The organism is Deinococcus detaillensis (assembly GCF_007280555.1).
Lineage (GTDB): Bacteria > Deinococcota > Deinococci > Deinococcales > Deinococcaceae > Deinococcus > Deinococcus detaillensis.
This window is the reverse complement of the sequence record NZ_VKDB01000003.1, coordinates 78,311-101,822: the sequence shown is the minus strand read 5'-3', so window position 1 is coordinate 101,822 and position 23,512 is coordinate 78,311. Positions and strand designations below refer to the sequence as shown.

Annotated in this window: 21 protein-coding genes, 1 tRNA gene and 1 pseudogene; 16 read left to right on the top strand and 7 right to left on the bottom strand. The window is 63.1% G+C overall.

The window, feature by feature from the left end; genetic code table 11:
- Positions 1-93: 93 nt before the first annotated feature.
- Complete coding sequence (locus FNU79_RS04515; protein WP_143719712.1) at positions 94-2,133, bottom strand: thioredoxin domain-containing protein; 2,040 nt, start codon at positions 2,131-2,133, stop codon at positions 94-96.
- A 169-nt stretch (positions 2,134-2,302) separates the two neighbouring features.
- Between FNU79_RS04515 and FNU79_RS04510 the strand changes: the two genes are divergently transcribed.
- The 3 genes from FNU79_RS04510 (at position 2,303) to FNU79_RS04500 (ending at position 5,430) form a co-directional block, all read left to right on the top strand.
- The gene (locus FNU79_RS04510; RefSeq protein ID WP_143719711.1) at positions 2,303-3,199 is read left to right on the top strand and encodes a transglutaminase-like domain-containing protein; all 897 of its coding nucleotides are present in this window, start codon (positions 2,303-2,305) and stop codon (positions 3,197-3,199) included.
- A 211-nt stretch (positions 3,200-3,410) separates the two neighbouring features.
- On the top strand, positions 3,411-4,517 hold the full coding sequence (locus tag FNU79_RS04505; protein ID WP_143719710.1) for an acyltransferase: 1,107 nt from the start codon (positions 3,411-3,413) through the stop codon (positions 4,515-4,517).
- Between the two features lie 70 nt (positions 4,518-4,587).
- Positions 4,588-5,430, top strand: a complete 843-nt coding sequence (locus FNU79_RS04500) for an alpha/beta hydrolase (RefSeq protein WP_124872203.1) — start codon at positions 4,588-4,590, stop codon at positions 5,428-5,430.
- A gap of 26 nt (positions 5,431-5,456) precedes the next feature.
- Here FNU79_RS04500 and FNU79_RS04495 read toward each other — a convergent pair whose 3' ends face one another.
- Entirely contained in the window at positions 5,457-7,301 is a 1,845-nt protein-coding gene (locus FNU79_RS04495; RefSeq protein WP_143719709.1) for an arginine--tRNA ligase, read from the bottom strand.
- A 170-nt stretch (positions 7,302-7,471) separates the two neighbouring features.
- On the opposite strand from FNU79_RS04495, the gene FNU79_RS04490 reads away from it, so the two are divergent.
- The 9 genes from FNU79_RS04490 to FNU79_RS04450 all read left to right on the top strand — a co-directional run bounded on the left by FNU79_RS04490 (position 7,472) and on the right by FNU79_RS04450 (position 17,794).
- A complete protein-coding gene (locus tag FNU79_RS04490; RefSeq protein ID WP_143719708.1) occupies positions 7,472-8,392 on the top strand; it encodes a DUF4032 domain-containing protein in 921 nt (306 codons plus the stop codon).
- Positions 8,393-8,481: 89 nt separating this feature from the next.
- Complete coding sequence (locus tag FNU79_RS04485; RefSeq protein ID WP_143719707.1) at positions 8,482-9,150, top strand: response regulator transcription factor; 669 nt, start codon at positions 8,482-8,484, stop codon at positions 9,148-9,150.
- Positions 9,151-9,196: 46 nt separating this feature from the next.
- Complete coding sequence (locus FNU79_RS04480; RefSeq protein ID WP_143719706.1) at positions 9,197-10,594, top strand: sensor histidine kinase; 1,398 nt, start codon at positions 9,197-9,199, stop codon at positions 10,592-10,594.
- Positions 10,595-10,616: 22 nt separating this feature from the next.
- Entirely contained in the window at positions 10,617-14,021 is a 3,405-nt protein-coding gene (locus tag FNU79_RS04475) for a glycosyltransferase (RefSeq protein ID WP_143719705.1), read from the top strand.
- A 69-nt stretch (positions 14,022-14,090) separates the two neighbouring features.
- Positions 14,091-14,441, top strand: a complete 351-nt coding sequence (locus FNU79_RS04470) for a ComEA family DNA-binding protein (protein ID WP_143719704.1) — start codon at positions 14,091-14,093, stop codon at positions 14,439-14,441.
- A 164-nt stretch (positions 14,442-14,605) separates the two neighbouring features.
- Complete coding sequence (locus tag FNU79_RS04465; RefSeq protein ID WP_143719703.1) at positions 14,606-16,003, top strand: MDR family MFS transporter; 1,398 nt, start codon at positions 14,606-14,608, stop codon at positions 16,001-16,003.
- 84 nt (positions 16,004-16,087) lie between these two features.
- On the top strand, positions 16,088-16,504 hold the full coding sequence (locus tag FNU79_RS04460; protein WP_143719702.1) for a CBS domain-containing protein: 417 nt from the start codon (positions 16,088-16,090) through the stop codon (positions 16,502-16,504).
- A 160-nt stretch (positions 16,505-16,664) separates the two neighbouring features.
- Entirely contained in the window at positions 16,665-17,582 is a 918-nt protein-coding gene (locus tag FNU79_RS04455; RefSeq protein WP_143719701.1) for an SPFH domain-containing protein, read from the top strand.
- Between the two features lie 17 nt (positions 17,583-17,599).
- Positions 17,600-17,794 carry a hypothetical protein gene (locus tag FNU79_RS04450; protein WP_143719700.1) on the top strand — a complete coding sequence of 65 codons (195 nt, stop codon included), beginning with the start codon at positions 17,600-17,602 and terminating at the stop codon, positions 17,792-17,794.
- A 130-nt stretch (positions 17,795-17,924) separates the two neighbouring features.
- Here FNU79_RS04450 and FNU79_RS04445 read toward each other — a convergent pair whose 3' ends face one another.
- On the bottom strand, positions 17,925-18,416 hold the full coding sequence (locus FNU79_RS04445; protein WP_143719699.1) for a gamma-glutamylcyclotransferase family protein: 492 nt from the start codon (positions 18,414-18,416) through the stop codon (positions 17,925-17,927).
- Positions 18,417-18,544: 128 nt separating this feature from the next.
- Between FNU79_RS04445 and FNU79_RS04440 the strand changes: the two genes are divergently transcribed.
- Complete coding sequence (locus FNU79_RS04440; RefSeq protein WP_143719698.1) at positions 18,545-19,765, top strand: S1C family serine protease; 1,221 nt, start codon at positions 18,545-18,547, stop codon at positions 19,763-19,765.
- Positions 19,766-19,780: 15 nt separating this feature from the next.
- On the opposite strand, the gene FNU79_RS04435 is transcribed toward FNU79_RS04440, so the two are convergent.
- Together FNU79_RS04435 and FNU79_RS04430 are read right to left on the bottom strand one after the other, a co-directional pair.
- Positions 19,781-20,512 (bottom strand): YetF domain-containing protein, encoded by a 732-nt coding sequence (locus FNU79_RS04435; RefSeq protein ID WP_143719697.1) that lies wholly within the window; start codon positions 20,510-20,512, stop codon positions 19,781-19,783.
- On the bottom strand, positions 20,509-20,733 hold the full coding sequence (locus FNU79_RS04430) for a hypothetical protein (RefSeq protein WP_143719696.1): 225 nt from the start codon (positions 20,731-20,733) through the stop codon (positions 20,509-20,511). Before FNU79_RS04430 ends, FNU79_RS04435 begins: the two co-directional genes overlap by 4 nt.
- Positions 20,734-20,787: 54 nt before the next feature.
- On the opposite strand from FNU79_RS04430, the gene FNU79_RS04425 reads away from it, so the two are divergent.
- Positions 20,788-21,339, top strand: coding sequence for a 5-formyltetrahydrofolate cyclo-ligase (locus tag FNU79_RS04425; RefSeq protein WP_143719695.1), 552 nt, complete (start codon positions 20,788-20,790; stop codon positions 21,337-21,339).
- Positions 21,340-21,392: 53 nt separating this feature from the next.
- A tRNA-Lys gene (locus FNU79_RS04420) sits at positions 21,393-21,468 on the top strand.
- Positions 21,469-21,542: 74 nt separating this feature from the next.
- On the opposite strand, the gene FNU79_RS04415 is transcribed toward FNU79_RS04420, so the two are convergent.
- Positions 21,543-21,779 carry a hypothetical protein gene (locus FNU79_RS04415; protein ID WP_143719694.1) on the bottom strand — a complete coding sequence of 79 codons (237 nt, stop codon included), beginning with the start codon at positions 21,777-21,779 and terminating at the stop codon, positions 21,543-21,545.
- Between the two features lie 469 nt (positions 21,780-22,248).
- The gene (locus tag FNU79_RS04410; RefSeq protein WP_124872147.1) at positions 22,249-23,013 is read right to left on the bottom strand and encodes an MHYT domain-containing protein; all 765 of its coding nucleotides are present in this window, start codon (positions 23,011-23,013) and stop codon (positions 22,249-22,251) included.
- A 175-nt stretch (positions 23,014-23,188) separates the two neighbouring features.
- On the opposite strand from FNU79_RS04410, the pseudogene FNU79_RS19760 reads away from it, so the two are divergent.
- Positions 23,189-23,455 (top strand): annotated as a pseudogene (locus tag FNU79_RS19760) (DUF7014 domain-containing protein); the annotation flags it as partial.
- Positions 23,456-23,512: the final 57 nt, after the last annotated feature.

Here is a 23,512-nt window from a genome sequence, read left to right as displayed (position 1 = left end):
ACTTGAGATGCAAGCAGTTTGAACCTCCGGCGTGTTCAGCGGCTGAGGAGCGCTTTCAGCTTCCTTGAGGCAGGAGCGCGGCGCACCTGCCCGCTACCCGCTGATCTTACCCAGTTGCTGGGCCAGCACGTCCACTTGCGAGGTCGGCAAATCGCAGGCGCGGTTAACGCAGACATACGCCACCCCCGCGCCGCTGCGGTGTTCCAGCACCTCTAAGCCGCCGCCGATGGCCGCCGGAGCGAGCACGCTGAACGGCAAAAAGTGGCGGGCCAATTCAACTTCCAGCGGGCGGCGCTGCTCCGGTGTGCCGAGTAGGGCCACTTCGGTGTGCGGCGAATCCAAAAAGGCCGCGACTTGCCACAAGCCCCCGAAGCCCCCCGCCGCGCTGAGCATCTGATCGCCAAAGGTCTGCACGGTTCGCCGGGCCAGCCGTTCGCCCTCAGTTTCCCCCGCGAAGTAGCGCGACATCCACATCCCCAGCAGCGCGGCGGCGGCGTTGTCGCTCATCACCGCCGAGTCGAAGGCCTGCGCCTGCCGGGTCAGCAACTTCTCGGCGGGGCCGCCCGTGGAATAAAACAAGCCCGCGTCCTCATCCCAGAAGTGGGCGGCGCAACACTGCCAGAGTTCCCGCGCCCAGTGCAGATGTTTAAGGTCGCCGCCCGCTTGATAAAGAGAAACCAGACCCAGCCCGTAAAGCGCTTGATCTTCCAAGAGGCCGCGCACTTTGGCCACTCCGGATTTGTAAGTGTGCAGCAGGCCGCCGTCTGAGTCGCGCAAGTGGTTCCAGACAAACTCGGCGTTGTGGTTGGCAATCTCCAGAAAGTGAGGCTCAGTGGTGATGCGGGCCGCTTCGGCAAAAGCCCCCAGCGCCAGTCCGTTCCATGAGGTCAGAATTTTGTCGTCGGTGCCGGGGGGCGTGCGCTTTTGGCGCTCTCCAAAGAGGAGTAGTTTGGCATGGGCCAGCTTCCCACTCAGCTCCGTTTCGTCTCGGCCCAGTTCGGCGGCCAGCACGCCGAGGTCTTTCGGCATGCTCAGCACGCTGCGCCGCCCAAATTCGGGACGGTGCGGGTCTTGGAAGTTGCCTTCCGGCGTCACGCCGAAGTAAGCCTGAACCCACTCGGCGTCCTCGCCCAGAAGCTTGAGTTCCTGCGGCGTCCAGACAAAGAACTGGCCTTCGATGCCGTTTTGGTCAGCGTCTTGGGCGCTGTAAAACCCCCCCTCCGGCCCCAGCATTTCGCGCTCCAAGTAGTTCAGGGTTTCGCGGGCGAGGCGCAAGAAATCAGGGTTTTGGCTGACCTGATAAGCGCTGAGCAGTGTGCGCGTCAGTTGGGCGTTGTCGTAGAGCATCTTCTCGAAGTGCGGCACCAACCAGTACTGATCCACGCTGTAGCGGTGCCAGCCGCCGCCGAGCTGGTCGTAGATACCGCCGCGTCCCATCATGGTCAGGGTCGCCAGCGCCATGTCCCGCCCCTCCGGCTGGGTCAGCAAGAAGCTGAGCGTAGTCGGCGCGGGAAACTTGGGAGCGCGGCCAAATCCGCCGTAGCGGGCGTCGTAGACCCGGCCGAGGTTCTCCACACCCTGCGCCAGAAAGTCTTCCGGCAGCGGCGACTCGGTTTGCGGCGGCGTCTGCTCTCTCAAGTGGGCGGTAACGGCCTCAGCGTTGCCCAGAATTTTCTCCCGCTGCTCTTGCCAAGTCGTCGCCATGCTGCTCAGCAAGCGGGCAAAGCTGGGCAGGCCCTGGCGGTCTTGCGGCGGAAAATACGTTCCGGCATAAAATGGCTCGCCGCTGGGCAGGGCGAACACCGTCATCGGCCAGCCGCCGGAGCCGGTCAGCGCCTGCACCGCGCTCATGTAAATCCCGTCCACGTCGGGGCGCTCCTCGCGGTCTATTTTGATATTCACGAAATGCGCGTTCATAAACTCGGCGATCTGCTCGTTTTCAAAGCTCTCGTGCGCCATCACGTGGCACCAGTGGCAAGTCGAGTAACCCACGCTCAGCAGCAGCGGCACGTCGCGCTCACGGGCGGCGGCGAAGGCTTCCTCGCCCCACGGATACCAGTCCACCGGATTGTCTTGGTGCTGGCGCAGATAAGGGCTGGATTCTTGGGCCAGACGGTTGGGTGGGCGGTTCATGGATTTAGGGTAATCGCAAGGGGGCTGCGGGGTATGGGAAGGACAGCAAGGGAGCTTTGGAATTGGGCCAATAGCATCTGAGCCGCCCCACCTGAACCTGCCTAGCTTTCTCAAGAATTCGGCAGACCTCACCCCATCTTTTTTCGGCAATCGTGTGAGAAGATAGAGCATGTCTGCGCCCGCGCCAGCTCTACCCCTGACCGAGATTATCCGCGTTCGCGTGGGCTTTTCACTCACGTTCGACGTGCCGTTTCCCACTCCGATGCTGTTTGTGGTCGAACCGCAGGAGCGCCCCGGCCAGCGGCTGTTGGAGTCGCGCCGCTTGATTGAGCCGGGAGCGGGCGTGACCCATCTGCACCGCTATTTTGACGCGCACGGCAACGTGATCTGGCGCATGCTGGCCCAGCCCGGCACCTTGACCATCAGCCACGACGTGATGGCCGAAGTCTCAGGTCGGCCCGATCCTCAGTTTCCTGATTTGCCCAAAACGCTGGTGGAAGACTTGCCCGACGACACCTTGCGCTTTTTGCTGCCGAGCCGGTATGCAGATTCCGATCTGCTGGCCGCCGAAGCCTGGGAGCGGTTTGGGCATATTCAGGGCGGCTGGGCGCAGGTGCAGGCCATTTCCGATCACCTCTACGGAAGCTGCATGTACGGCGTGGGCAGCAACTCCACCACCACGGCCCAGCAGGCTTACGCTTCGGGCAAAGCGGTGTGCCGCGACTTCGCGCACATGGGCGTGGCTTTTTGCCGGGCGCTCAATATTCCCGCCCGCTACGCCTGCGGCTACCTCGGCGACATCGGCATCCCGCCCGACGGCGTACCAATGGACTTTCACGCTTGGTTTGAAGCGTACTTGGGCGGCCAGTGGCGCACCTTTGATGCCCGTCACAACAAGCCCCGGATTGGCCGCATCCTGATCGCCACCGGGCGCGACGCGGCGGACGTGGCCTTTACCACCACCTTCGGCGCGGCAAGGCTGACCCAGATGACGGTGTGGGCCGATCAAGTGCCGCTGGACGCCGAGCTGCCTGAAGACGGGCGACCCCACGACTACTGGGAATAACCCGCCGGGGTGAAGTGGGCCTACTGGATAAAAGCTCACTTTTTGTATGGGCACGATCACCTAAAAGAAGCGGGTACAGAGAACAAATCCGCTCCGAGCACAGCGGCAAGTGGCCCGCTTCCCCCGAGGCATTGGCTGCGCCGGTTCTCACCAGAAGGTGGCCCAAGCCTCGCCCGCGCCCGCTCATTCGTGACACAATGCTGCGCTAACCATGTCTGCGCCCGACCTCACTCCCCTCCCCAGTACCGAGCAGCCACTGGAGCAAGCCCGAACTGCCCTGACCCCGGTGGATTATTTTCGGGGCCTGGCGATTTTGGAAGTGGTCTTGCACCATTCTTCCGGCGCGGCCCGCGATTACGCGGCAGACGGCTCGGCGGCGCTGCTGTTTTTGACTGTGCTCAACCGGGTGCTGCATTTCGCCGTTCCCGGATTCCTCTTTTTATCGGCGGCGGTGCTGACCCGCAGCCTGCTCAAGTCGCCCAACTTCGGGCGCTACTTCTGGCGGCGGATCGTGCGCGGCGCTTGGCCGTATTTGCTGTGGACGGTGCTGTACTTGCTGTGGAGCGCTTGGCTCGGCGACCGACCCTGGGACGATTTACTGAAGCCGGGGAAGTGGCAACTCTGGCTGGGCTACGGCAAAGGCAATTACCATTTGTACTTTTTGCTGGTGGCGCTCGAATCCTATGTGGTGCTGCCCTTTTTGCTGCCGCTGGCCCGAGGCCGCCTGCGAATCTCGGCAGCGCTGGGGCTGGGATTGGCGGTGCAAGTCGGCATCTACTGGCTCAACAAATACGCCCTGCATCTGCTGTATCCGGCGTCCACGGCGCTGTGGTACTTGGCTCCGGTGATTTTGGGGACGGCGGTGGGCGCACGCTGGAATGAATTTCAGGACTGGTGGACACTGCGCCGCAGCCGCGTGTTGCTCTTTACCGCCGCCGCGCTGGCCCTGCACTTGCCGCTGGCGCTGGCCTTTTTGGACGGAGCACGGATCAACCCCTGGCTCTACAGCGCCTCGGGTTGGGCTTACACCACCCCAATGGCGCTGGTGGTGCTTGGCGCAGGCTACAGCTTGTGGCGGCGTGGGCGCTTGAAATGGGTGGGGGTGCTGGGCGGCTTTTCGCTCCAGATTTACCTGATTCACCCGGCGATTCTGGAAGGTCTGGAGAGTCTCTTGCCCACCGAAGGCGTCGCCGGACTGGGCGCTGCACCCGCGCTGCCGATGTTCGCGCTGATGGTGCTGATGTCGCTGGCGCTGCCGTTCGGGATTGCCAAGCTGCTGGCCCGCTTAAGGCTGAGTGGACTGTTCTTCGGCCGCTGATTTTCTCACCACTGGGTTTTCAACTGGTAAGTCCCCAACCGCTCAGGTTTTGCCCGCTAAGATAGGGCCGATGCGTTCACGGCTTTTTACTCTTCTCTTGGGCCTTACGCTCAGCGGCGCGGCGGCCATGAACGGACTGCCGTCTTCGGCGCTGTCTGCTCCGGCACTGACCCCCACGACCCTCAGCGCCTTTGCCGGGCAGAGCGTTTACCTCCTACCGGAAGACGGCGTGCTGCTGGTGCCGCCGGGGTGCCGCACGCAGGCCTGCCCGCTGCTGACCTTGTCGCACACACGCGGGCGCACCCCGCTGGAACTGCTGAACAGCCCCAGCTTTCAGCCGTTCGTGCGCCGGTTGCTCGCCGCCAAGTTGCCGGTGCTGCTCTCCGCCGAGGGCGGCCCTGACGGCTGGGGCGGGCCGGAAGCGCTGTGGCAACTCACCCGCGACCATACGCTGTCGCGCTCGGTTTTCAAGTTCTCGGGCCGCACCTACGCGCTGGGCGTTTCGATGGGCGGGATGTCGGCGCTGCGGGCAGCCGTGGACGCGGTATTTGAAGTTCAGGGGCTAATCCTGATTGACGGGCGGGTCAACCTCAAAGACGCCTGGCTCAGCGGCAAGTCGCGCAAGCCGGAACTCAGCGCCGCTTACGGACTGGGAGGTCGCCCGCCCGCCGCGCACGAAGACCCGCTCGGCTCGCTGCCCAAAAGTTTCCGGCTGCCGCTGCTGGTGTTCGGCAGCCCGCAAGACGAAACCGTCAACTTTGCCCGCAACGGCGCGGCGCTGTATGCAAAAGCGGCGGGCAGCGGCAGTTCACTGATCCGCACGGCTGGCCCGCACCTCGGCGGCTCGCACCTCAGCCCACAGGTGGCCGATCAGGTGGTGGCCTTCGTTCAGGAGTTGCAGGCGCGGAAGTAATACAGACTCTGAGAGTCTCTCAAAGCTCACATCGCGCTCGGCACCTCAATCCCGATCAGGCCCAGCGTCTGCACGAAGGCGCGTTGCAGCCTGCCCACCAAGGCCAGCCGTGCTTCACGCAGTCCCGGCTCGCTCGCCAGCACATTGGTGGCGGGGCGGCCCTCTTTATTTTTGGCGTTGTACCAGCCATTGAAGGCCGCTGCCAGATCGAGGGCGTACTGCGCCACCACATGTGGGCTGTGAACGCGCACCGAGTTGGCGATGACTTCGGGATACTTGGCCACGATCTTGGCGAGATTCAAGTCCAGTTCCGTCACCATCGACCAATCGGCCCCGCTGCCGTCCACGGCGTAGCCTTCCGCCGCCGCTTTCTTGAGAATGTTTCCGGCCCGCACCGCCGCGTACTGCACGTAAGGGGCGGTGTCGCCTTGCAGGGCCAGCGCCTGATCCCAGCGGAAATCGATCTGGCGGGTCGGCTCGGCCTTGAGCATGGCAAAACGGATGGCCCCCACCGCGATGCGGCGCACGATTTCCGCGCCCTCGGGGGTGCCGATCACGTCCGGCTTGAGACTCTGCATCAGCTCGGTGACGAGTTGCTCAGCTTCGTCCAACACCGAGTCGGCGCTCACGCCTATGCCCTTACGGCCCGAAATGGTCTGGCCCTCGTAGGTCACGAAGGCGTACGACAGATGGATGCTGCGCTCTTCCTGTTCGGGATGCTGCGCCACGCCTAGGCTGGCCTTCACCACTTTCTGGGGATGCTCCTGCCGCGAGTCGATCACGTTGATGACCTCAGCGGCGTGGCCGAAGCGGTGCTGGGTATCGGGCTGGCCATCGGGGGCAGACGTCCAGATGGTGTGGCCTTCGGGATCGAGCATGAACGGCTTGAATTTCATGCCTTCAAAGAGCCCGAACTTCCAGAACTGATAGCCGATGTCTTTGGCGGCGTACATGGCGCTGCCGTCCGAGCGCATCAGCACCACTTTGGACTCTTCCAGGCCCGGCATGAAGTGCGAGACGTCCATCACGAAGGCTCCGGCAAATTTGCCTTCAGCGGGGCGCGAGCTGTAAGGACTGTCCTGCAAAATGTTCATGGCCTGACTCAAAAAGCCGCTGCCCACCACGTCCGATTCCCAGTTGAGCAGATCGTAGCGTGCGCCCAGCCGGAAGCAGGTTTCCAAGTGGGCGGCCACGATTTGCTCGATCTCGCCGCGCAGTTCGCCAGTTTCGAGGCGGTGAATAATCGCCCGAATGCCTTCTTCCAAGTCGGGCTTGTCGGCGTCGGCGTTGAGGCGCACGTAGCCTTCACCCATGAAGTGATCGTACTTCTGCTTGCCGTCCCACTTGCGGCGGTAATGCGCCTGGGCATACAGGCTCTCGGCGGCCTGGCGTCCGGTGTCGTCGATGTAATTCTGAATCTCGACTTCGTGTCCGGCGGCGCGGAAGATGCGCCCCATGCTGTCGCCCAGCACCACGTTACGCACGTGTCCAACGTGCAATTCTTTGTTGGGGTTGACCGAAGTGTGTTCGATCACCACTTTGCCGCTGCCCTGCTGGGGGGTAGCCGGATCGGTGACCACCGACTGCACGAAGGCTCCGGCGTCCACAAAAAAGTTCAGGAAAGGGCCAGCCGTTTCGGCGCGGGCGATGCCGGCGGGCAAATTCACACTCTGGGCAAGCTGCTGCGCCACCTGCGCCGGGTTGGCCTTCAGCAACTTGGCGAGCTGGAAGGCGGCGGGCGTGCCGTAGTCGCCCGCTTTGCCCGGCGGGGTTTCTTGAATCGCCACTTCCAGGGGAGCAAGACCCTGTGCGTCGGTCAGGACTTGGGCGGCCTGCTCTACAGCAGCTTTGAGTTGGGCTTTGAGGTTCATCCGGGGATGCTATCAGGTTGGTCGGTTGGCAGCTTGGGCAGGGCGCTCACCGCGTTGACCTCACCGTGACCATGCGCTGTCAGTCTCTTATCAGAGTCGGCGCGGTATAATAACCTCCAACAGCGGCGGCCTTCTCACTCGCCCTCGTCATTGGTCGCCATAGGAGTTTCATGAGCGCCTTCAGCACCAACCAAGCCAAAACCGACGTCGAACGTGCCCGCCTGCTGGCCGATGTCCGCGACTTTCTCAGCGTTCTGCGCGGGATGCACAACGAGCTGACTCCCTTTGACTGGGTGCGCCACCTCGCCCCCGACGCCGAGTACCAGCGCGGCTTGCAGGCCATTTTGGTGGATCACATCATCGGCTCGGTTGACCGCTACCGCGAATTTGACCGCTATTATCTGCCCAAAGAAAAGCACCTCGACGAGCGCTGGGTGGGTATCCGCCGCGCCCAACTCGAAGGCAAGGAATTGCCGCCGATTCAGGTGTATAAAGTTGGCGAACTCTACTTCGTCAAAGACGGCAACCACCGCGTCAGCGTGGCCCGCCGCCAGGGGCAAGTCTTTATCGACGCCGACGTGATTGAGCTGCATGTCACCGTTCCGCCCAGTGAAGGCGACACGCTCAAAGACATGATCATCAAAGGCGAGTACGCTCATTTTCTGCGTGCCACCAAACTGGATGAAGTCTCGCCCAACCACAAAGACATCTTCTTTACCAAGCCGGGGCGCTACGCCAAGCTGCTCGAACACATCGAAGCCAGGCGCTATTACCTCGACCTCAAGCCCGGACGTGAACGGCCCGTGACCTGGGAAGAAGCGGTGGAGAGCTGGTACCGCCGACTGTACAGCCGCATCGTGGAAAATATAGAAGCGCACGGGGTGATGCGCCGTTTTCCGGGCCGCACCGAAGCCGACCTTTACCTGTGGGTAATGGATCACCGCTATTTCCTGAGCGAGAAGTACGGCCACGACGTCGGCAGCGAAATGGCCACCCTCGACTTCAGCAAGAACTTTGCTCCCAAGCTGCACAAACGCATCGGCCAGCGGATGAAGCTGGCGTGGCGCGGCAAGTCGGAACCCAGACTGTAGAGGCGCACTTCTCCAGCCAAACCCATCAGCAACTGACCGCTCCGCCCGCCTTTCATCTCCCTCCTCACCTTGAGCGCTTACCATGCCCTATGCGCTTTCTGGTTATTGAAGATGAACCCGATATCCGCCGCCCCTTATCGGCGAGTCTGCGCGAGGCGGGCTACGCGGTCGACGAAGCCGGCAGCGCCGAGGAAGCCGAAGCGCTGGCCCGCAGCTTTCCTTACGACGCCCTGATGGTGGACGTGGGCCTGCCGGAAGGGCCGGTCAGCGGCTTTGATCTGGTGCGGCGGCTGCGGGCGGGCGGGATCATTGCGCCGGTGCTGTACCTGACCGCCCGCGACGCGGTGGAAGACCGGATCGAGGGGCTGGACGCGGGCGGCGACGATTATTTGGTCAAGCCGTTTCACTTGGGCGAGGTGCAGGCGCGGCTGCGGGCGCTGGCCCGCCGCAGCCGCGCCGAGGTGCAAAGCAGCCTTGTCTGGCGCGACCTCAAGTTCGATTGGACGGCCCGCGCCGTCTACCGCAAGGGCGAGCGGATGGCGCTGACGGCCAAAGAGTTTTCGCTGATCGAAGTGCTGTCCTCGCACCCCGGGCGGGTCTACACCCGTGAAGAACTGATTGACCGGGTCTGGGACGGAAGATTTGACGCCGAGTCCAACGTGGTGGAAACCTATGTCCGCAACCTCAGGCGCAAGCTGGGCGACGACGTGGTCAAGACCATGCGCGGTCTGGGCTACAACTTTCCTGAAGGTGACTGAAGCTGCGCGGCACTCTCTTTGGGGTCGCCGCCCTCTAGACTCAGGCGTGACCCTGCGCCTGCGCCTGACTTTACTCACCGCAGGCGTGATTTTTTTGTCGCTGGCGGCGTTCGGGGGGCTGGCCGGCGTGCTGCTGTGGCGCATCGAACTCAGCAGCATCACCCGTCAGATCACCGCGCAGGCCGACGCGCTGATGGCGGTGGCCAGCCGCTCACCCGGCGCTTTGCCCGACACCGCCGCCGACCTCCTCGAGCGCGACAGCATCACGGCGGTGGGGCGGGTTTACGAAGACGGGGTACTGATCTGGGCCGGCGGGGCGGTGGCCTCCGGTACGCTGGATTCGGCTTTTTTGAGTGCCCAGATACCGGAGCGCATCAGCCGCAGCCAAGACTATCTGGTGGCCAGTCGGCGCTTTTCGGCGTCTTCGGACGGCAACGCCGGCGACGGCCCAGAGCGCGGCGTGGTGCAGGTCGGGCGCAGCTTGCGGCCCTTAGAGCAGCTACTGACCCGCTACGTCTTGATCGCGGCGCTGAGCTTGCTGCTGCTCTCGGCGCTGGGAGGCGTCTCGGCGGCGCTGGCGGTGCGCCGGGCGCTAACGCCGCTTGACCGCTTGGTGCGGCGGGTGCAGCATCTATCGACTTCCGATCCGGTGCCGGGCACGCAGGAGCGCAGCGAGGTCGGAGCGCTCGCCCGCGCCCTCGACACCAGCTTGGCCGAGCTGAGGGCCGAGCGGCGGCGAGAAAGTTTGTTTTTGGCCAGCGCTTCACACGAACTCCGCACGCCCGTGACTGCCATGCTGGCCGACTTGCAGCACACCTTGGCCCGCGAGCGCTCGCCGGAAGAAGTCTTGGCCGCCCTGCACCGCACCGAGCGCACCGCTGGCAGGCTGCGCCAACTCACCGGCAACTTGATGAGCCTGACCAGAGCGCAGCACCTCGGCGAGCGCCAAACCGCCGACCTGCTCGACCTGGCCGGAGAAGCCATCGACTTGCTGCAACCGCTGGCCCTCAAACGCGAGATAGACCTTTGGCTGGAAGGGGCACCCACCCCCGCACTCGTAGACGCGTCGCTGCTTTCGGGCGTGCTGGAAAATTTGATTGGCAACGCCCTCAAGTTTTCGCCGGAAGGCGGGCAAGTCAGCGTGCGGGTTTTGCCGCTCAGGGGCGGCGCGGAGTTGATCGTCGAGGACAGCGGCCCGGGCTTTCCGACTGGCCCGCTGACCGAAGCCTTCGTGCGCGGCGTCTCGGCCCACAAAGCAGGCCAAGCGCCGGAAGGCTTTGGCCTCGGCTTGGCGGTGGTGCGCCAAGTGGTGGAAGCGCACGGCGGCAGTCTGGAACTCGGTGAGCGGGCGGGCGGCGGAGCCAGGGTAAGGGTGGTCTTGCCCGCCGCTCCCGCACGGCCCAGCGCCGAAAAAGCGGAGACCGAACTTTCACTTGACCTTTAGTGTTCTTTCATAAATTCTGGACATGACACCGCCGCTGCCCGAAACGCAATTGCCCGTTTTCTACGATCCAAAAGGGGTGCGCCGCCGCCGGCTCCACTGGACCGCCGCCGCGCTCGGCGGATTGCTGCTGCTGGCCAGCGCCGGAATGGTCACGGCGCTGTGGCAGCCCACCGAACTGCCCGGCCTCAAACTGGCCAATCACCTCTCCAGCACTCGGCCTTGGATGGGCGTGGGCAGCGGCAAAGCAGCCACAAACCAGCCGACCTTTGACCAACTCGCCGCTTTGCCAGCGGCCACAGCAACCGCGCAGGCCACGCCAACCAACGTGACCGGGTTTTACGTGGCTTGGGACGACAACAGCTTTTCGTCCTTGAAGCGCAATTTGCCCGCGCTGGACGTGCTGGTGCCGGAATGGTGGCACCTCGGCGCGGGCGGACACCTGCTGAGCGAGTCGCCCAGCAAAAACGCGGCGATGCTGGACTATTTGCGCTCCAAACCGCGCCGTTTGCGCTCCGACTTCAAGGTGATGGCCCTGATCAACAACTACGACCCCGTCAAGCAGGACTGGGCCTCGGCGCGGCTGGGACAGGTGCTGGCCAGCCCAGCGCAGCGCTCACAACTCATTCAAGAGTTGATGGCAGGGGTGGCCCAAAACCACTTCGGCGGCCTCAACATCGACTTCGAGAACCTGCCGGACAGCGCGCAGCACAACTACGCCGGCTTTATCGCTGAGCTGGCCAGTCAGCTTCACGCCGTTCACGCCCAGCTCACCCTCGACGCTCCGCTGGACGATCCGGCCTTCGAGTACGTAGCGCTGGGCAAGCTGGCCGACCACGTGATTTTGATGGCTTACGACGAACACGAGGAGCAGTCGGAGGCTGGCCCAATCGCCTCGCAGGGCTGGCTCAGGAGCAACGTGGCCTCCCGCTTAAAAGACATTCCGGCCAGCAAACTGACGGTGGCGCTGGGCAGTTACGGCTACGACTGGGCCGTAGACGCGGCGGGCCGTCACCAAGCCGCCAGCGAACTGACTTTCCAAGAAGCCCTCAGCCAGGCCAAGGACGCGGGCGTCAAACCCCACCTCGACGCGGGATCACTCAATCCGACCTACACCTACGCCGACGATACGGGCCGCCCTCACCACGTCTGGTATCTCAACGGAGTCAGCGCTTACGACCAAGCGCAGGCGGTCAGAGGACTGGGCATTTCTTCGCTGGCGATGTGGCGGCTGGGCAGCGAAGACCCCAGCGTCTGGCCCGCCCTCCGGCTCGGCGGCGCGGCGGCAGTGTCAGCGCTCAGCACCTTGCAAAGCGGCTACGACATCGACTACGAGGGCCAGGGCGAACTGCTGAAGGTCAGTGCCGCGCCCTCGGCGGGCCAGCGCCTGCTGCACCTCGATCCGGTGAGCCAACTGATTACCCGCGAAAGCGTCAGCGACTTTGCTTCGCCTTACGTGATTCAGCGCTGGGGAGCGGCTGATCCCAAGAAGATCGCCCTGACTTTCGACGACGGCCCCGATGCGGTGTATACCCCGCAACTTCTCGACATCCTCAAGCGCCAGCACGTCCCCGGCACTTTTTTTGTGATCGGCCTGAATGCCCAGACCCAGCCGGACTTGCTGCGCCGAATGGTGGCCGAGGGCGACGAGATCGGCAGCCACACCTTTACCCACCCGAATCTGGCGCTGGTGTCGCGCCGCCAGTTTGACCTCGAACTCAACGCCACCCAGCGCCTCATCGAAGGCGAGGTGGGCATCCGGACGCTGCTGTTCAGGCCGCCGTTTGCCGAGGACGTGGAACCTGAAACCCCCGACGAAGCCGCATTGGTGGCGCGGGCCAGCCAGCTCGGGTACTACACCGTGGGAATGCAAATCGATCCGGGCGACTGGGAAAAACCCGGCGTGGCCAACATCGTCAAAAATGTGCTGGCACAGGCCCAAAACGGCAACGTGGTGCTGCTGCACGACGCGGGCGGCAACCGTGAGCAGACCGTACAGGCGCTGCCGCGAATCATCGCCGGGCTGCGGGCACGCGGCTACAGCTTTACCACCGTCTCGGCGCTGGCGGGGCTGACCACGGCTCAGGTCAATCCGCCGATCAGCTCCGCCGAGCGCCTGACCGCCCGCTTAATGGGCCTGAACTTTGAAGCGCTGGGCTGGGCAGGCCTGATGCTCAGTTGGCTGTTCAAAATCGGAATTACCCTCAGCGTGGCCCGCTTGCTGCTGATCGCGGGCCTAGCCCTGCGCGAAGCTTGGAGCAAACGAACGGCTACTCCTGACTCAGACGCTCCCCTTCCCAGCGTGACCGTCATCGTTCCGGCTTACAACGAAGCCAAAGTCATCAACGCCAGCATTGCCTCGCTACTGGCCTCCGACTTGCCGAATTTACAGATTTACATGGTGGACGACGGCTCCACCGACGGCACCTTTGAAGCGGCCCAAGCGGTCTACGGCCAGCATCCCCGCGTGACCCTCAGGCGCATTACCAACGGCGGCAAGGCTCGGGCGCTCAACTACGCCATTGCGCGGGTGGATACCGAGGTGGTGCTGCTGCTCGACGCCGACACCCAGATCAACAAAGAAGCCGCCCGGCTGCTGGCCCGCCACTTCGCCGACCCAGCTGTGGCGGCGGTGGCCGGAAACGCCAAGGTCGGTAACCGCGTCAATCTGCTGACCCGCTGGCAAGCGCTGGAATACATCACCGCGCAAAATCTGGAGCGCCGCGCCCTGGCCCAACTCAACGCCATCAGCGTGGTGCCGGGGGCCATCGGGGCGTGGCGGCGCGAGGTGCTGCTCTCGCTGGGCAGCTTCGACCACGACACCCTCGCCGAAGACGCCGACCTGACCATGCGGGCGCTCAGGGCCGGTTACAAAGTCACTTACGAGCTGGGCGCAGTGGCCCGCACCGAAGCCCCCGACACGCTGCAAGGCTTCTTGCGCCAACGCGACCGCTGGATGTTCGGCACCTTGCAGGCCACCTGGAAGCAGCGCGGAGTATGGAAAAGCGGCGCGGCGCACTCACGCAGCCCGTCACGCGGTCTAGGGCTGTTTACCTTGCCCAACGTGATGCTGTTTCAGGTGTTCTTTCCGCTGGTGGGAGCGCTGCTGGACGTGAGCTTCGCGGCCTCGCTGATCTGGGCGCTGCTGCAACTGCATTACCACCCCGACGGCGGCTTTTCACTGACCGGCCCGGCGCTGGCCTTTTACCTGCTGTTCGTACTGATCGACGTGCTGGCCGCCGCGCTGGCCTTCGCGCTGGAACCGGAAGAAAATTGGCGCTTGCTGCCGCTGCTGATTCCGCAGCGCATCATTTACCGCCAACTGATGTCGTATGTGGCCATCCGCGCCGTGCTGAGCGCCGCCGCCGGACAGCAGCGCGGCTGGGGCAAGCTGGAGCGCAAAGCCAGCGTAGTCGCCGCAGGAGACTGAACTGACGCTCTATTCATTTCATCTGCCACTGAGCCGCCCGCTCCATGCTGCTTTTCGGAGGAACCACCCATGCGTAAACCTATTTTGACCGTGCTGGCCGCCGCTTTGCTGCTGGCCCCCGCATCTGCTTTTGCCCAAACGACGACCACCCCCGCTGCTAAGTCCGCCACCACTATGCCTGCTACCACCATGCCTGCGGCCACCACCAAGACCGCCATGCCCGGCACCATGAAAGGCATGATGGTCAACGTCAACACCGCCACCAGCGCCGACCTGGTAAAGATTCCTGGTGTGAGCGCCAAGATCGCCGCCGAGATCATCAAGAACCGCCCTTACAAGAACGTGGCCGAACTGGTCAAAAAGGTCAAGGGCATCGGCCCGAAGAATGTCAAGAAAATGGAAGCGATGCTGAGCTTCTAACCCGCTTTACTCTCAGCTGAGCGCCGGCTTCCCACTCAAAGGGGGCCAGCGCTTTTTTGGTGCCGGTCACTCGGTCAACGCTTAAGAGAAAGGCAAGCACCCGCAGCCTGCTCCCCGCGCCAGCTTTCATTCTGGCTTCTCAGCGCGGCCTATGCTTTGCGCACATGACCGCTTCCGCCCCCGCACCAGACCGCGCCCGCACGCTCGCCGTTGCGGGCCTCCTCTTGGGTATCACTTTGGCCGCGCTGGAGAGCAGCGTAATCGCCACCGCCATGCCCACCGTGATCCGCGAACTCGGCGGCCAGCACCTCTACGCCCTGCCGTTTGCGGTGTACCTGCTGACCAGCACCATCACCAGCCCGCTGTGGGGCCGCGCCAGCGACCTGCTGGGGCGCAAGCGGCTGTACTTGGCGGGCATCCTGATTTTCCTGCTGGGCAGTATGCTCTGCGGCGTGGCCGGCAGCATGACCGCGCTCATCGCCGCCAGAGCGCTGCAAGGCATCGGCGCGGGATCGGTGCAGACCCTGACCTTTACCTTGGTGGGCGAGATGTTCACGCTTGAGCAGCGGGCCCGCGTGCAGGGCTTTTTCAGTGGGGTGTGGGGCATCGCCGGACTCGTCGGGCCGCTGATCGGCGGTCTGATTGTGGATCACGCTTCTTGGCGCTGGGTGTTTTACCTCAACTTGCCGTTCGGCATTCCGGCGGTGCTGCTGGCGCTGCGCTACTTGCCGAGTACCCGCCCCGTCCGCGAAGGCCGCACCCAGATTGATTGGCTGGGGGCGCTGCTGTTTACGCTCGGCAGCGGCCTGCTGATCTGGGGACTGGAATTTAAGCTGTGGTGGCTGGCGCTGCTCAGCGTAGGCGTGCTGGCCGGAGCGCTGTGGGTCGAATCGCGCCACCCCTCTCCCCTTCTGCCGATGAAAAACCTGAAGGCCGTCTTGCCACGTGTCGGGGTGCTGGGCAATTTGCTGGCAGGAGCGGCTTATTTCGGCACCATCGCTTATCTGCCGCTGTTCGCTCAGGGAGTCAGCGGGCAGGGAGCCACCGCCGCCGGAGTGATTTTGACGCCGATGCTGCTGGGCTGGACCGGCACCAGTATTCTGGCGGCCCGCCTCATCGGCCGGCTGGGCACCACCCGGTTGACCTTGTGGGGCTTTAACATTCTGGTGGTGGCCTTCGTGCTGTTTGCGGTTCTGGCCCACGCGCCGCTGTGGGCGATCAGCGCGGTCGGCTTTGTGGCGGGCAGCGGAATGGGCTTTTCCATGTTCACGCTGCTGATCGCCGTGCAGCAGGCCACCGCCAAGGCCGATCTGGGCGCAGTCACCAGCGCCATCTTATTTTCACGGCAAATGGGCGGCGCAGTGGGCACGGCCCTGATGGGCACACTCATCGGCGAGGCGGCCATCTCATCGGGCGGCGGGGCGCTGGCCAGCGGGCTTCAGCGGGCCTTCGTGCTGGCGCTGGTGCTGGTGATAGTGGCCTGGGTCTTGGCGCAGACGCTCAGGAAGGTGCCGGCGGCGGGCGAGGCGGCGGCGCAGAATTCGGCGCAGAGTACCGATTGACCATGCAGACGAGCAGCCTTCTCCCCGTACCCTTCTTCATCTGTGTCCAATCTCACCCATCTGCTCTGCCCTTACATTGGGGTCATGGCCCCTTTAAGAACCATCATGACCCGTGATTTGGTGACCGCCAGCAAAGACGCCAGCCTCAAAGAAGTCGCTGCGCTGATGGCCGACAACGACATCGGCAACGTGCTGTTTATGGACGGCGACAAGCTGGTCGGCATCTTGACCGACCGCGACATCGTGGTGCGGGCGGTGGCGTTTGGCCGCGACGCAGGCAGCCTAGCAGTTGACCACGCCACCGCCGACCCCTTTAGCCTCGACGTCGAAACCGAGATCGCCGACGCCGCCGCACAAATGGGCGAGCGCCAAATTCGCCGCCTGCCCGTCACTGAGAACGGCCATATCGTGGGCATCGTCAGCCTCAGCGACCTGAGCAACCGCACCACTGGAAACGCCGACCAGAATGCGCTGGAAGGTATCAGCACGCCGACGCTGTAAACGAATTTAGCGTATGGGGAGGGAGCCGAGATGCTCTCTTCCCTTTTCGCTGTCTCTGCTCTATCGTAATTCCGACACATGTGATATCATTTCAATGTAGATTTGATAGGACGCTTATGGATAAACCAACCAGAGTGGGCCGTCAAAAGGAGCTGATGAGATGAGCGAAATGGACAAAGTACCGCAGACTTCAGGCCGGGGCGTGTCGCCGGACAGTGGCGTGGCCAGCGTGGAGCGCCGCGCCTTCGGCTTGCCGGGAGTGCCCGCCGTGCTGCTGTGGCTGGTGGTGGTCGCGGCAGCGCTGGGCACACTGCTATTTGGCGGCGGGGCGCTTTCGCTGCTGGGCTTCGTGCTGGCGGCGCTGGCCTTTTTCGGCTTGATCGGCTTTTTTATCGTGCAGCCCAATCAGGCCAGCGTGCTGACCCTGTTCGGCCGCTACGTCGGTACCGAGCGGCGCAACGGCTTTTACTGGACCAATCCCTTCACGGTTCGCAAGCGGGTATCGCTGCGGATTCGCAATTTCAATTCCGAGCGCCTCAAGGTCAACGACTTGATGGGCAATCCGATTGAAATCGCCGCCGTGATCGTCTGGCGGGTGGTGGACACGGCGCGGGCGCTGTTTGACGTGGAAGATTACGTGGGCTTCGTGGAGATTCAGGCCGAAACCGCCCTGCGTCACCTCGCCTCGCAGTATCCCTACGACAACTACGAAGAAACTGGCATGAGCCTGCGCGGCAACGCCGACGAGGTGGCCGAGGCGCTGGGCCGCGAGCTGACCACCCGCTTGCGCCACGCCGGAGTGGAAGTCTTGGAAGCCCGCCTGTCGCACCTGGCTTACTCGCCGGAAATTGCCGGAGCGATGTTGCAGCGCCAGCAGGCCAGCGCCATCATCGCCGCCCGCTCTCAAATCGTGGCCGGCGCGGTGGGCATGGTCGAGATGGCCCTCAAGCAGCTCTCCGAGCAAAACATCGTGCAGCTCGACGAGGAGCGCAAGGCCCAGATGGTCAGCAACTTGCTGGTGGTGCTGACCAGTGAGCGCGGCACGCAGCCGGTGGTCAACGCCGGAAGCCTCTACTAAGCAGTGGCCCGCCGAGCATGACCCGCAAGCATTTTGCCCTGAGAATCAGCCCCGATCTTTACGCCGCGCTGGAGCGCTGGGCCACCGACGACCTGCGGAGTGTCAACGCCCAAATTGAATACCTGCTGGTACAGAGTGTCAAGAAAGCGGGCCGGAGCAAGGAAAAGGAGTCGCCCGAAGGTGAGGAAAGGCAAAGCGGAACTGAGAACTGAGAATCTCAGAAATTAAAAGGGGAAGAGCGCGGCCTACACGCTCTTTCCCTTTTTTTGAGTCAACGCGCCAGCAAGACTCGGTTTTGTGAGCCGCTCGGCGCAGCTCTTCGTTTCAGCAGACCACTTTCCCCTACTCCTCCCAAGTCTGGCGCGGCCCTTCGGAGTGGCGCTCCGGTACATCCGACCAGCGGCCCGAGGCGACGGGGAAAAAGCCGGCGGCGTCCCTGCGGGCAGGGCGGGCATACAAATACACCCAAGTTTGGTGCGGCCCCTGCTGGGTCTGAGCGGTGACTTGAACGCGGTGATAGAGCGGCGGCGTGAGGTGCAGCCCTTCTAGATCATCCAGAAAAGGCAGGACACTCACCCAGCTCTGGGCGTCGTAGGTATACAGCCAGCCCGATACCGGAACGCTGGCTCCTTCGTCCGCAAACAGCGCCGGATAGCCTTCGGGCCGCAGGTCAGCCAACACCACGCCGCTGAGCTGAGCGGGTTCGGCGTGGTAACTGCCGCCGCGCCGGGCCACTTCTTCCCAGCGCTCGCCGGGCATCAGGGTGCCGTAGACAAATACGCTGGTCAGGTCGGTGGCGGTCTGAGGCAAAGCGGGCGCAGAAGGTTCATTCATGGCCTCTAGAGTAGGCCAAAACAGCGCTGCGCCGGAAAGAGTCAGCCAGCACCCCAAGTTGAGAGGCGTCCCGGCCGCAATGTCAGACTTGCGCCGATTTCTCACCGCCAGACGGTGCAGAGTAGAGCATGTTGCCCTCAAAATCTCGCCCGCGCCCGGCCCGCCACCTCGCCGCCTTGCTTCTCGGCCTCAGTTTGGGAGCAGTCGGCATTGCCGCCGCCCAAAGCGCCATGCCCACCTTGCCAAACCCTCCGGCGGGCATCTCTGGTGGGAGCAGTGGCCTCTTGCAAAATTCACCGCTCGCGCCCAAGCCGCTAAGTGCTGGCGAGGCCAAGAGCCTGAGGAGCATCTTCACCAAGTCGCGCCCCGGCAGCCTGCGCTTAGAGCAGTGCCCGGTCAAAGGCAGTTGCGTGGCCCCCGACGGCGAACCCGACGGGCTGGGCAGCGGCTTTGTGATCGAGTCGGGCAAAAACGGCACGCTGGCGCTGACGGCTTACCACGTAGTGTTCGGAGCCAAGAATCTGGTGGCGGTGACTGCCGACAAAACCCGTTACCCGGCGACGGTACTTGCTTACGACGACGCACACGACGTGGCCCTGCTCAAAATCAACGTTCCGGCGGGCCGCACGCTCGCGGTGTTGCCGATCGCCGCCGACATGCCCAAAGTTGGCCAGAGTGCGCTGGCAATTGGCAACGGGGGCGGCGAGTTTCTGGTGTCCAAAACGGGTCGGCTCACCGCGCTTGACGTGGCCGCCAGCCGCGCCAGTTTTCCTTCCGGCACGCTTGAACTGACCGCCCCACTGGTGCCGGGTGACAGCGGCGGGCCGATTTTGAACGCTCAGGGCGAAGTGATGGGCATCGTCAGTTACATCAGCGCCCGCGCCACGCCGTTTGGGATTGTCACCCAGTCGTCTTACGCGGTGCCGGTGACCAAAGCCAGCCCGCTGCTGAGCGAACTGCGGAGCGGCGTCAAAGTGGACGCGCCGGTGATTGGTCTCCTTTCATTTGGCGATATTGCCGACGAGTATTTTGAGCCGCTGGGACTGGGCAAATTGCCGGGAGCGATATTCACGTCGGTGACCAAGGGCAGCCCCGCCGAGCAAATCGGTCTCAAGCCGATCAAGCCGCTGACCAGCGACGAATACGGCACGCCGACTAAGCTCAGCGGCGACGTGATCACCGCCATCAACGGGGTGCGGATTCGCAACTTTGATGAGCTGCTCAGCGCCGTGCGGGCACGCAAAGTCGGCGACACCATCAAGCTCAGCGTGGTGCGCGACGGCAAAGCGATTCCTGACTTAAGCCTCAAGCTGGGGCCGCGCACCATCACGGCGGACGAGCAGCCGTAAGCACACCGAAAGGGACTAAACCGCCCCTGTTTCCTCGGCGGCCAGCGGGTCAATCACCGCAGGTGTGAAGCCCTGCGCTTTACCGCACACTGGGCAGTGACCCGGCACCACGCCGCCCCGGCTGACGCTCCCACAACTCAGACAAGCCACCGGGCCAGCGTGCGCTTCTCCGCCCAGCACCTCTGCCGGCTTTTGCAAATCCCAGGGCGGCACAATCGGCAATCCCGGCGGCGCTTGGCCTGATGGATGGACGAACAAGCTGAACTGGCCGTTTTGTTCGAAGTAGGCCCGCTGGACTTCGCCGAGCTGGCGCACGCTCTGGTTGCGCAGGGTTTCGCACACGTCTTCGCGGCTGAGTTTGGCGTGTTCGAGCTCAGCGAGTTGCAGGACGCCGCCGCGCACCAATTCGCTGGGCCGACCTTCTATGAGCGTTTCGATGGTTTCGCGGCGGCGAATCAGCCACGCCAGGCCTTGCTGGAGTCCCACCACCAGGGCCATCACCAGCATGGCGTGAAGCAGCGGCACTTCGGGGTAAAACATCGGGTCGCCCACCGCCGAGCCGAGCGCGATAACGATGGCGAATTCGATGGCGCTGAGCTGCGCGAGGCTGCGCCGCCCGGAGGAGCGCAGCAGCACAATCAGCCAGATGAAAATAATCAGGGTGCGGACGACAATTTCGACGTAAAACAGCGGCGGCGCGTCGCCCAAAAAGAGCCGCGCCCAATCGAACGGCTCGACTTCGCTCATGGCTGCTCGGCGGCGTCCTCGGCTGAACTTATTCCCAAACCCGCCAGAATGCGGGGGCGGTTCCAACCGATCAGCTCGGAGAGTTCGGTGAGGGCTTGCTCGAAGACTTGGGTATCGGCGTTCACCTCATCTGTGTTGAACCCGTCTGGGCTGTGCTGACGCAAGGTAAGCCACAAAGCGTTGCGGCGCTCTAAAAAGGCGCGGGTGTCGGTGGGCGGCATCTGCTGAGTCTAGCCAGAACCGGAGGCCCATAGCCAAGTGCTAAGCTCTGCCGAATGAACCTCAACCCGCCGCTTCCCAGCGACTCCAAAGCCGAGTGGCGCACGTGGGCGCGGGCGCGGCGGGCAACCTTGCCGGACGTGTCGGCGCAAATTGTGGAGCAGTTGCGAACTTTCTTGGAGGCCGAGGGCGCGTCGGTGGTGCTGGCTTACCGGGCTTTGCCGGGCGAGGTAGACGTGTCGGCGCTGAGTGGTCAGTTTACCTTGCTCGCGCCGCGTGCCCACTTCCGGCCCGTGCCGCGCCTGACCTTACACGCTTGGGAGACTGCCATAGAACTGAGCCGTTTTGGGGCGCTCGAGCCGCCGCTGGGCACGCCGGAAGTGAACCGGGCCAGCATCAATACCGTGCTGCTGCCGGGGCTGGCCTTTGATACATCCGGCGTGCGCCTCGGCTACGGCGGCGGCTTTTATGATCGGCTGCTCTGCGGCTGGGCGGTGCGAACGGTGGGTGTGGTGCAGGGAGCCTTGCTGCTGCCTGCGCTGCCGCGTGAGGCCCACGACTTGCCCGCGCAGTGGCTGGCCTGCGAATCGGGGGTGCGCCGCGCTTGACACCGCCCTCGTGAGTGCCTATACTCCCCTTCGCTTGGCCTCCAGCCTTTCGCGGATCGTTAGCTCAATTGGCAGAGCAGCTGACTCTTAATCAGCGGGTTGTTGGTTCGATTCCAACACGATCCACCAGATAGACACCGTTTAGGGCGGTGTTTTTCCGTTTCTCTATTCTGCTGTCATGCTTCCCAACGCGGCGGTTGTCACTACTGTGTCACTGCCAGCTCAAAAAAGACTTGGTTTGGCCCACCCGCCGCCACTGGAAAGAGGTCACTCAGATCAAATGCGGCCTCTTCTCTTTGGTCGTCATAAAGGTGGGCGTACACGCGCAAGATGAAGGCCACGTCTGCATGGCCCAGCCGGTCACTGATGAGGGCCAGCGGCAAACGGTGAACGTGCTGGCCTTCGCCGCTGCTGGGCTGGCCTGCTTTCTGGAGCCTCATGATGCCGGTCCGTGGGCCACCTTCGCCCGCGCTAACTTGTGGGCCACCCATCACCTACAACTTGCGGCGGCTCCCTTTCATCCTTTGGACGTTCAGACGATGCGCCGCGCCTTCCCGATCATTGGCGGGTCGGCATGATACATAGCCGCTCTCGAAGTAGGGCCAGCACGCCGGGGGTGGGCTGTGTCCTCACTCATTGCCGGTGTCACCCAGCCGTATGAAGACGGCGAAGCGGAGGACATGCTAGATACGCTGCTCACGTCCTACACTTCGCTTGTGCCGCTGAGACTGAACTGAGCAAAGCAGAGCGCCCCGCGTCACCCGGTAAAGGGAAGACGCGGGGCGCTTTCGTAGGGGGATGGGGGGTGAAAAAAAGTTTGGGGAGGGGGTGGGTACACCCTTCCAACCTCACTCCGAAACGGCGTCAACACTTACAGGACTTTTCTAACCCGACACCCTACCCCCTTTCCTAGAGGGATGTGGGAGTGGAAGTCTTGGTGGTGCCAGCTTCTACGAAGAGAAACGCCGCTATCGCCACGAACACCACCATGGTCAGGCTGAGTACCAAGTAGAACAGGGTCTCAAAGTCGACGCCGCTCACGGGCGTAGTGTTCAGCGGCTGCGGGAGGTATGAGATAGCGGCCATGCCGGTGTAGTGCATTCCGGCGATCGCAACGCCCATGACCAGAGACGCACCGAGCTGAACACTGATTCGGGCGGTACGGGTGAGGTCAGCGACGATCACGCGGGAGAACAGGTAGAACGCGACGATCGCCGCTCCCACGGCAATCAGTACGCTCAGGCCGACCAGAAGGGGGTTGTACTGTGGGGTGGCGTTGAGTTGCAGCGCAGCCATGCCGATGTAATGCATCAGGACGATGCCGCTTCCGGCGATGGCCCCGCTGGTAAGGATGCGCGGGATGGTCGGTGTTCCTTTGAACAGCAGGACGCTCGCGGCGACGAGGAAGCCGATGGCACTGACACCAGAGATGAGCGTGAGCGGCAGGCCGTACCCGACGTTGACAGGGAGTTGCATGGCGAGCATTCCCACGAAGTGCATGGCCCAGATGCCGTACCCGAGAACCGCGCCGAGGACGACCGGAGCGACAGTTCCACCGACGCGGGCGTAACGGCGGGCGAGTTCTAGAGCGAGGCCGGAGGTGATCACGGCGATGATCACGGAGAACAGGATATACGGGGTGTTCCAATAGGTGTGCAGCATGGTGTCGTGCATGTGTCAGGCTCCTCTGAGTTGATTGCCAACTCGGTTCATTCAAACCTAAGCACTGCGTTCTCACACGCTTCTTACTCCTGTAAGCGTGGATACCAAATACCCCCAGCGTTGATCGGAGCCTTCAGCTTCAGAGGTTATGTTGCCTTGACCGCATTGGGTTACTGTCTACTCTAAACGCGGCTGGCTCTACGATCCTCAAGATACGGCGAACAAACTCGTGAAAGTGGCATTGGATAACCACTTACTCCCATCTTGGCAAACCGGAAGCTTGACCGGCGTTCGCTTAACTCTAGAAACCGTCGGTACGCCGCGTAACAAAATGGACGGGCATGGCCAAGGTTCATCAGTCGTAGAAGTGCCTGAGTATTATGTAAGGTATGCACTCAATACGATAGCCAGCGCCATTATTCTCCTGGCTGAGGCTGATAAGGCTTTACCTTAGATAAAAATTCAAAAAACAAAGTGCATTAACAGCTTCAATCCAGCCTCGTAAAAATGT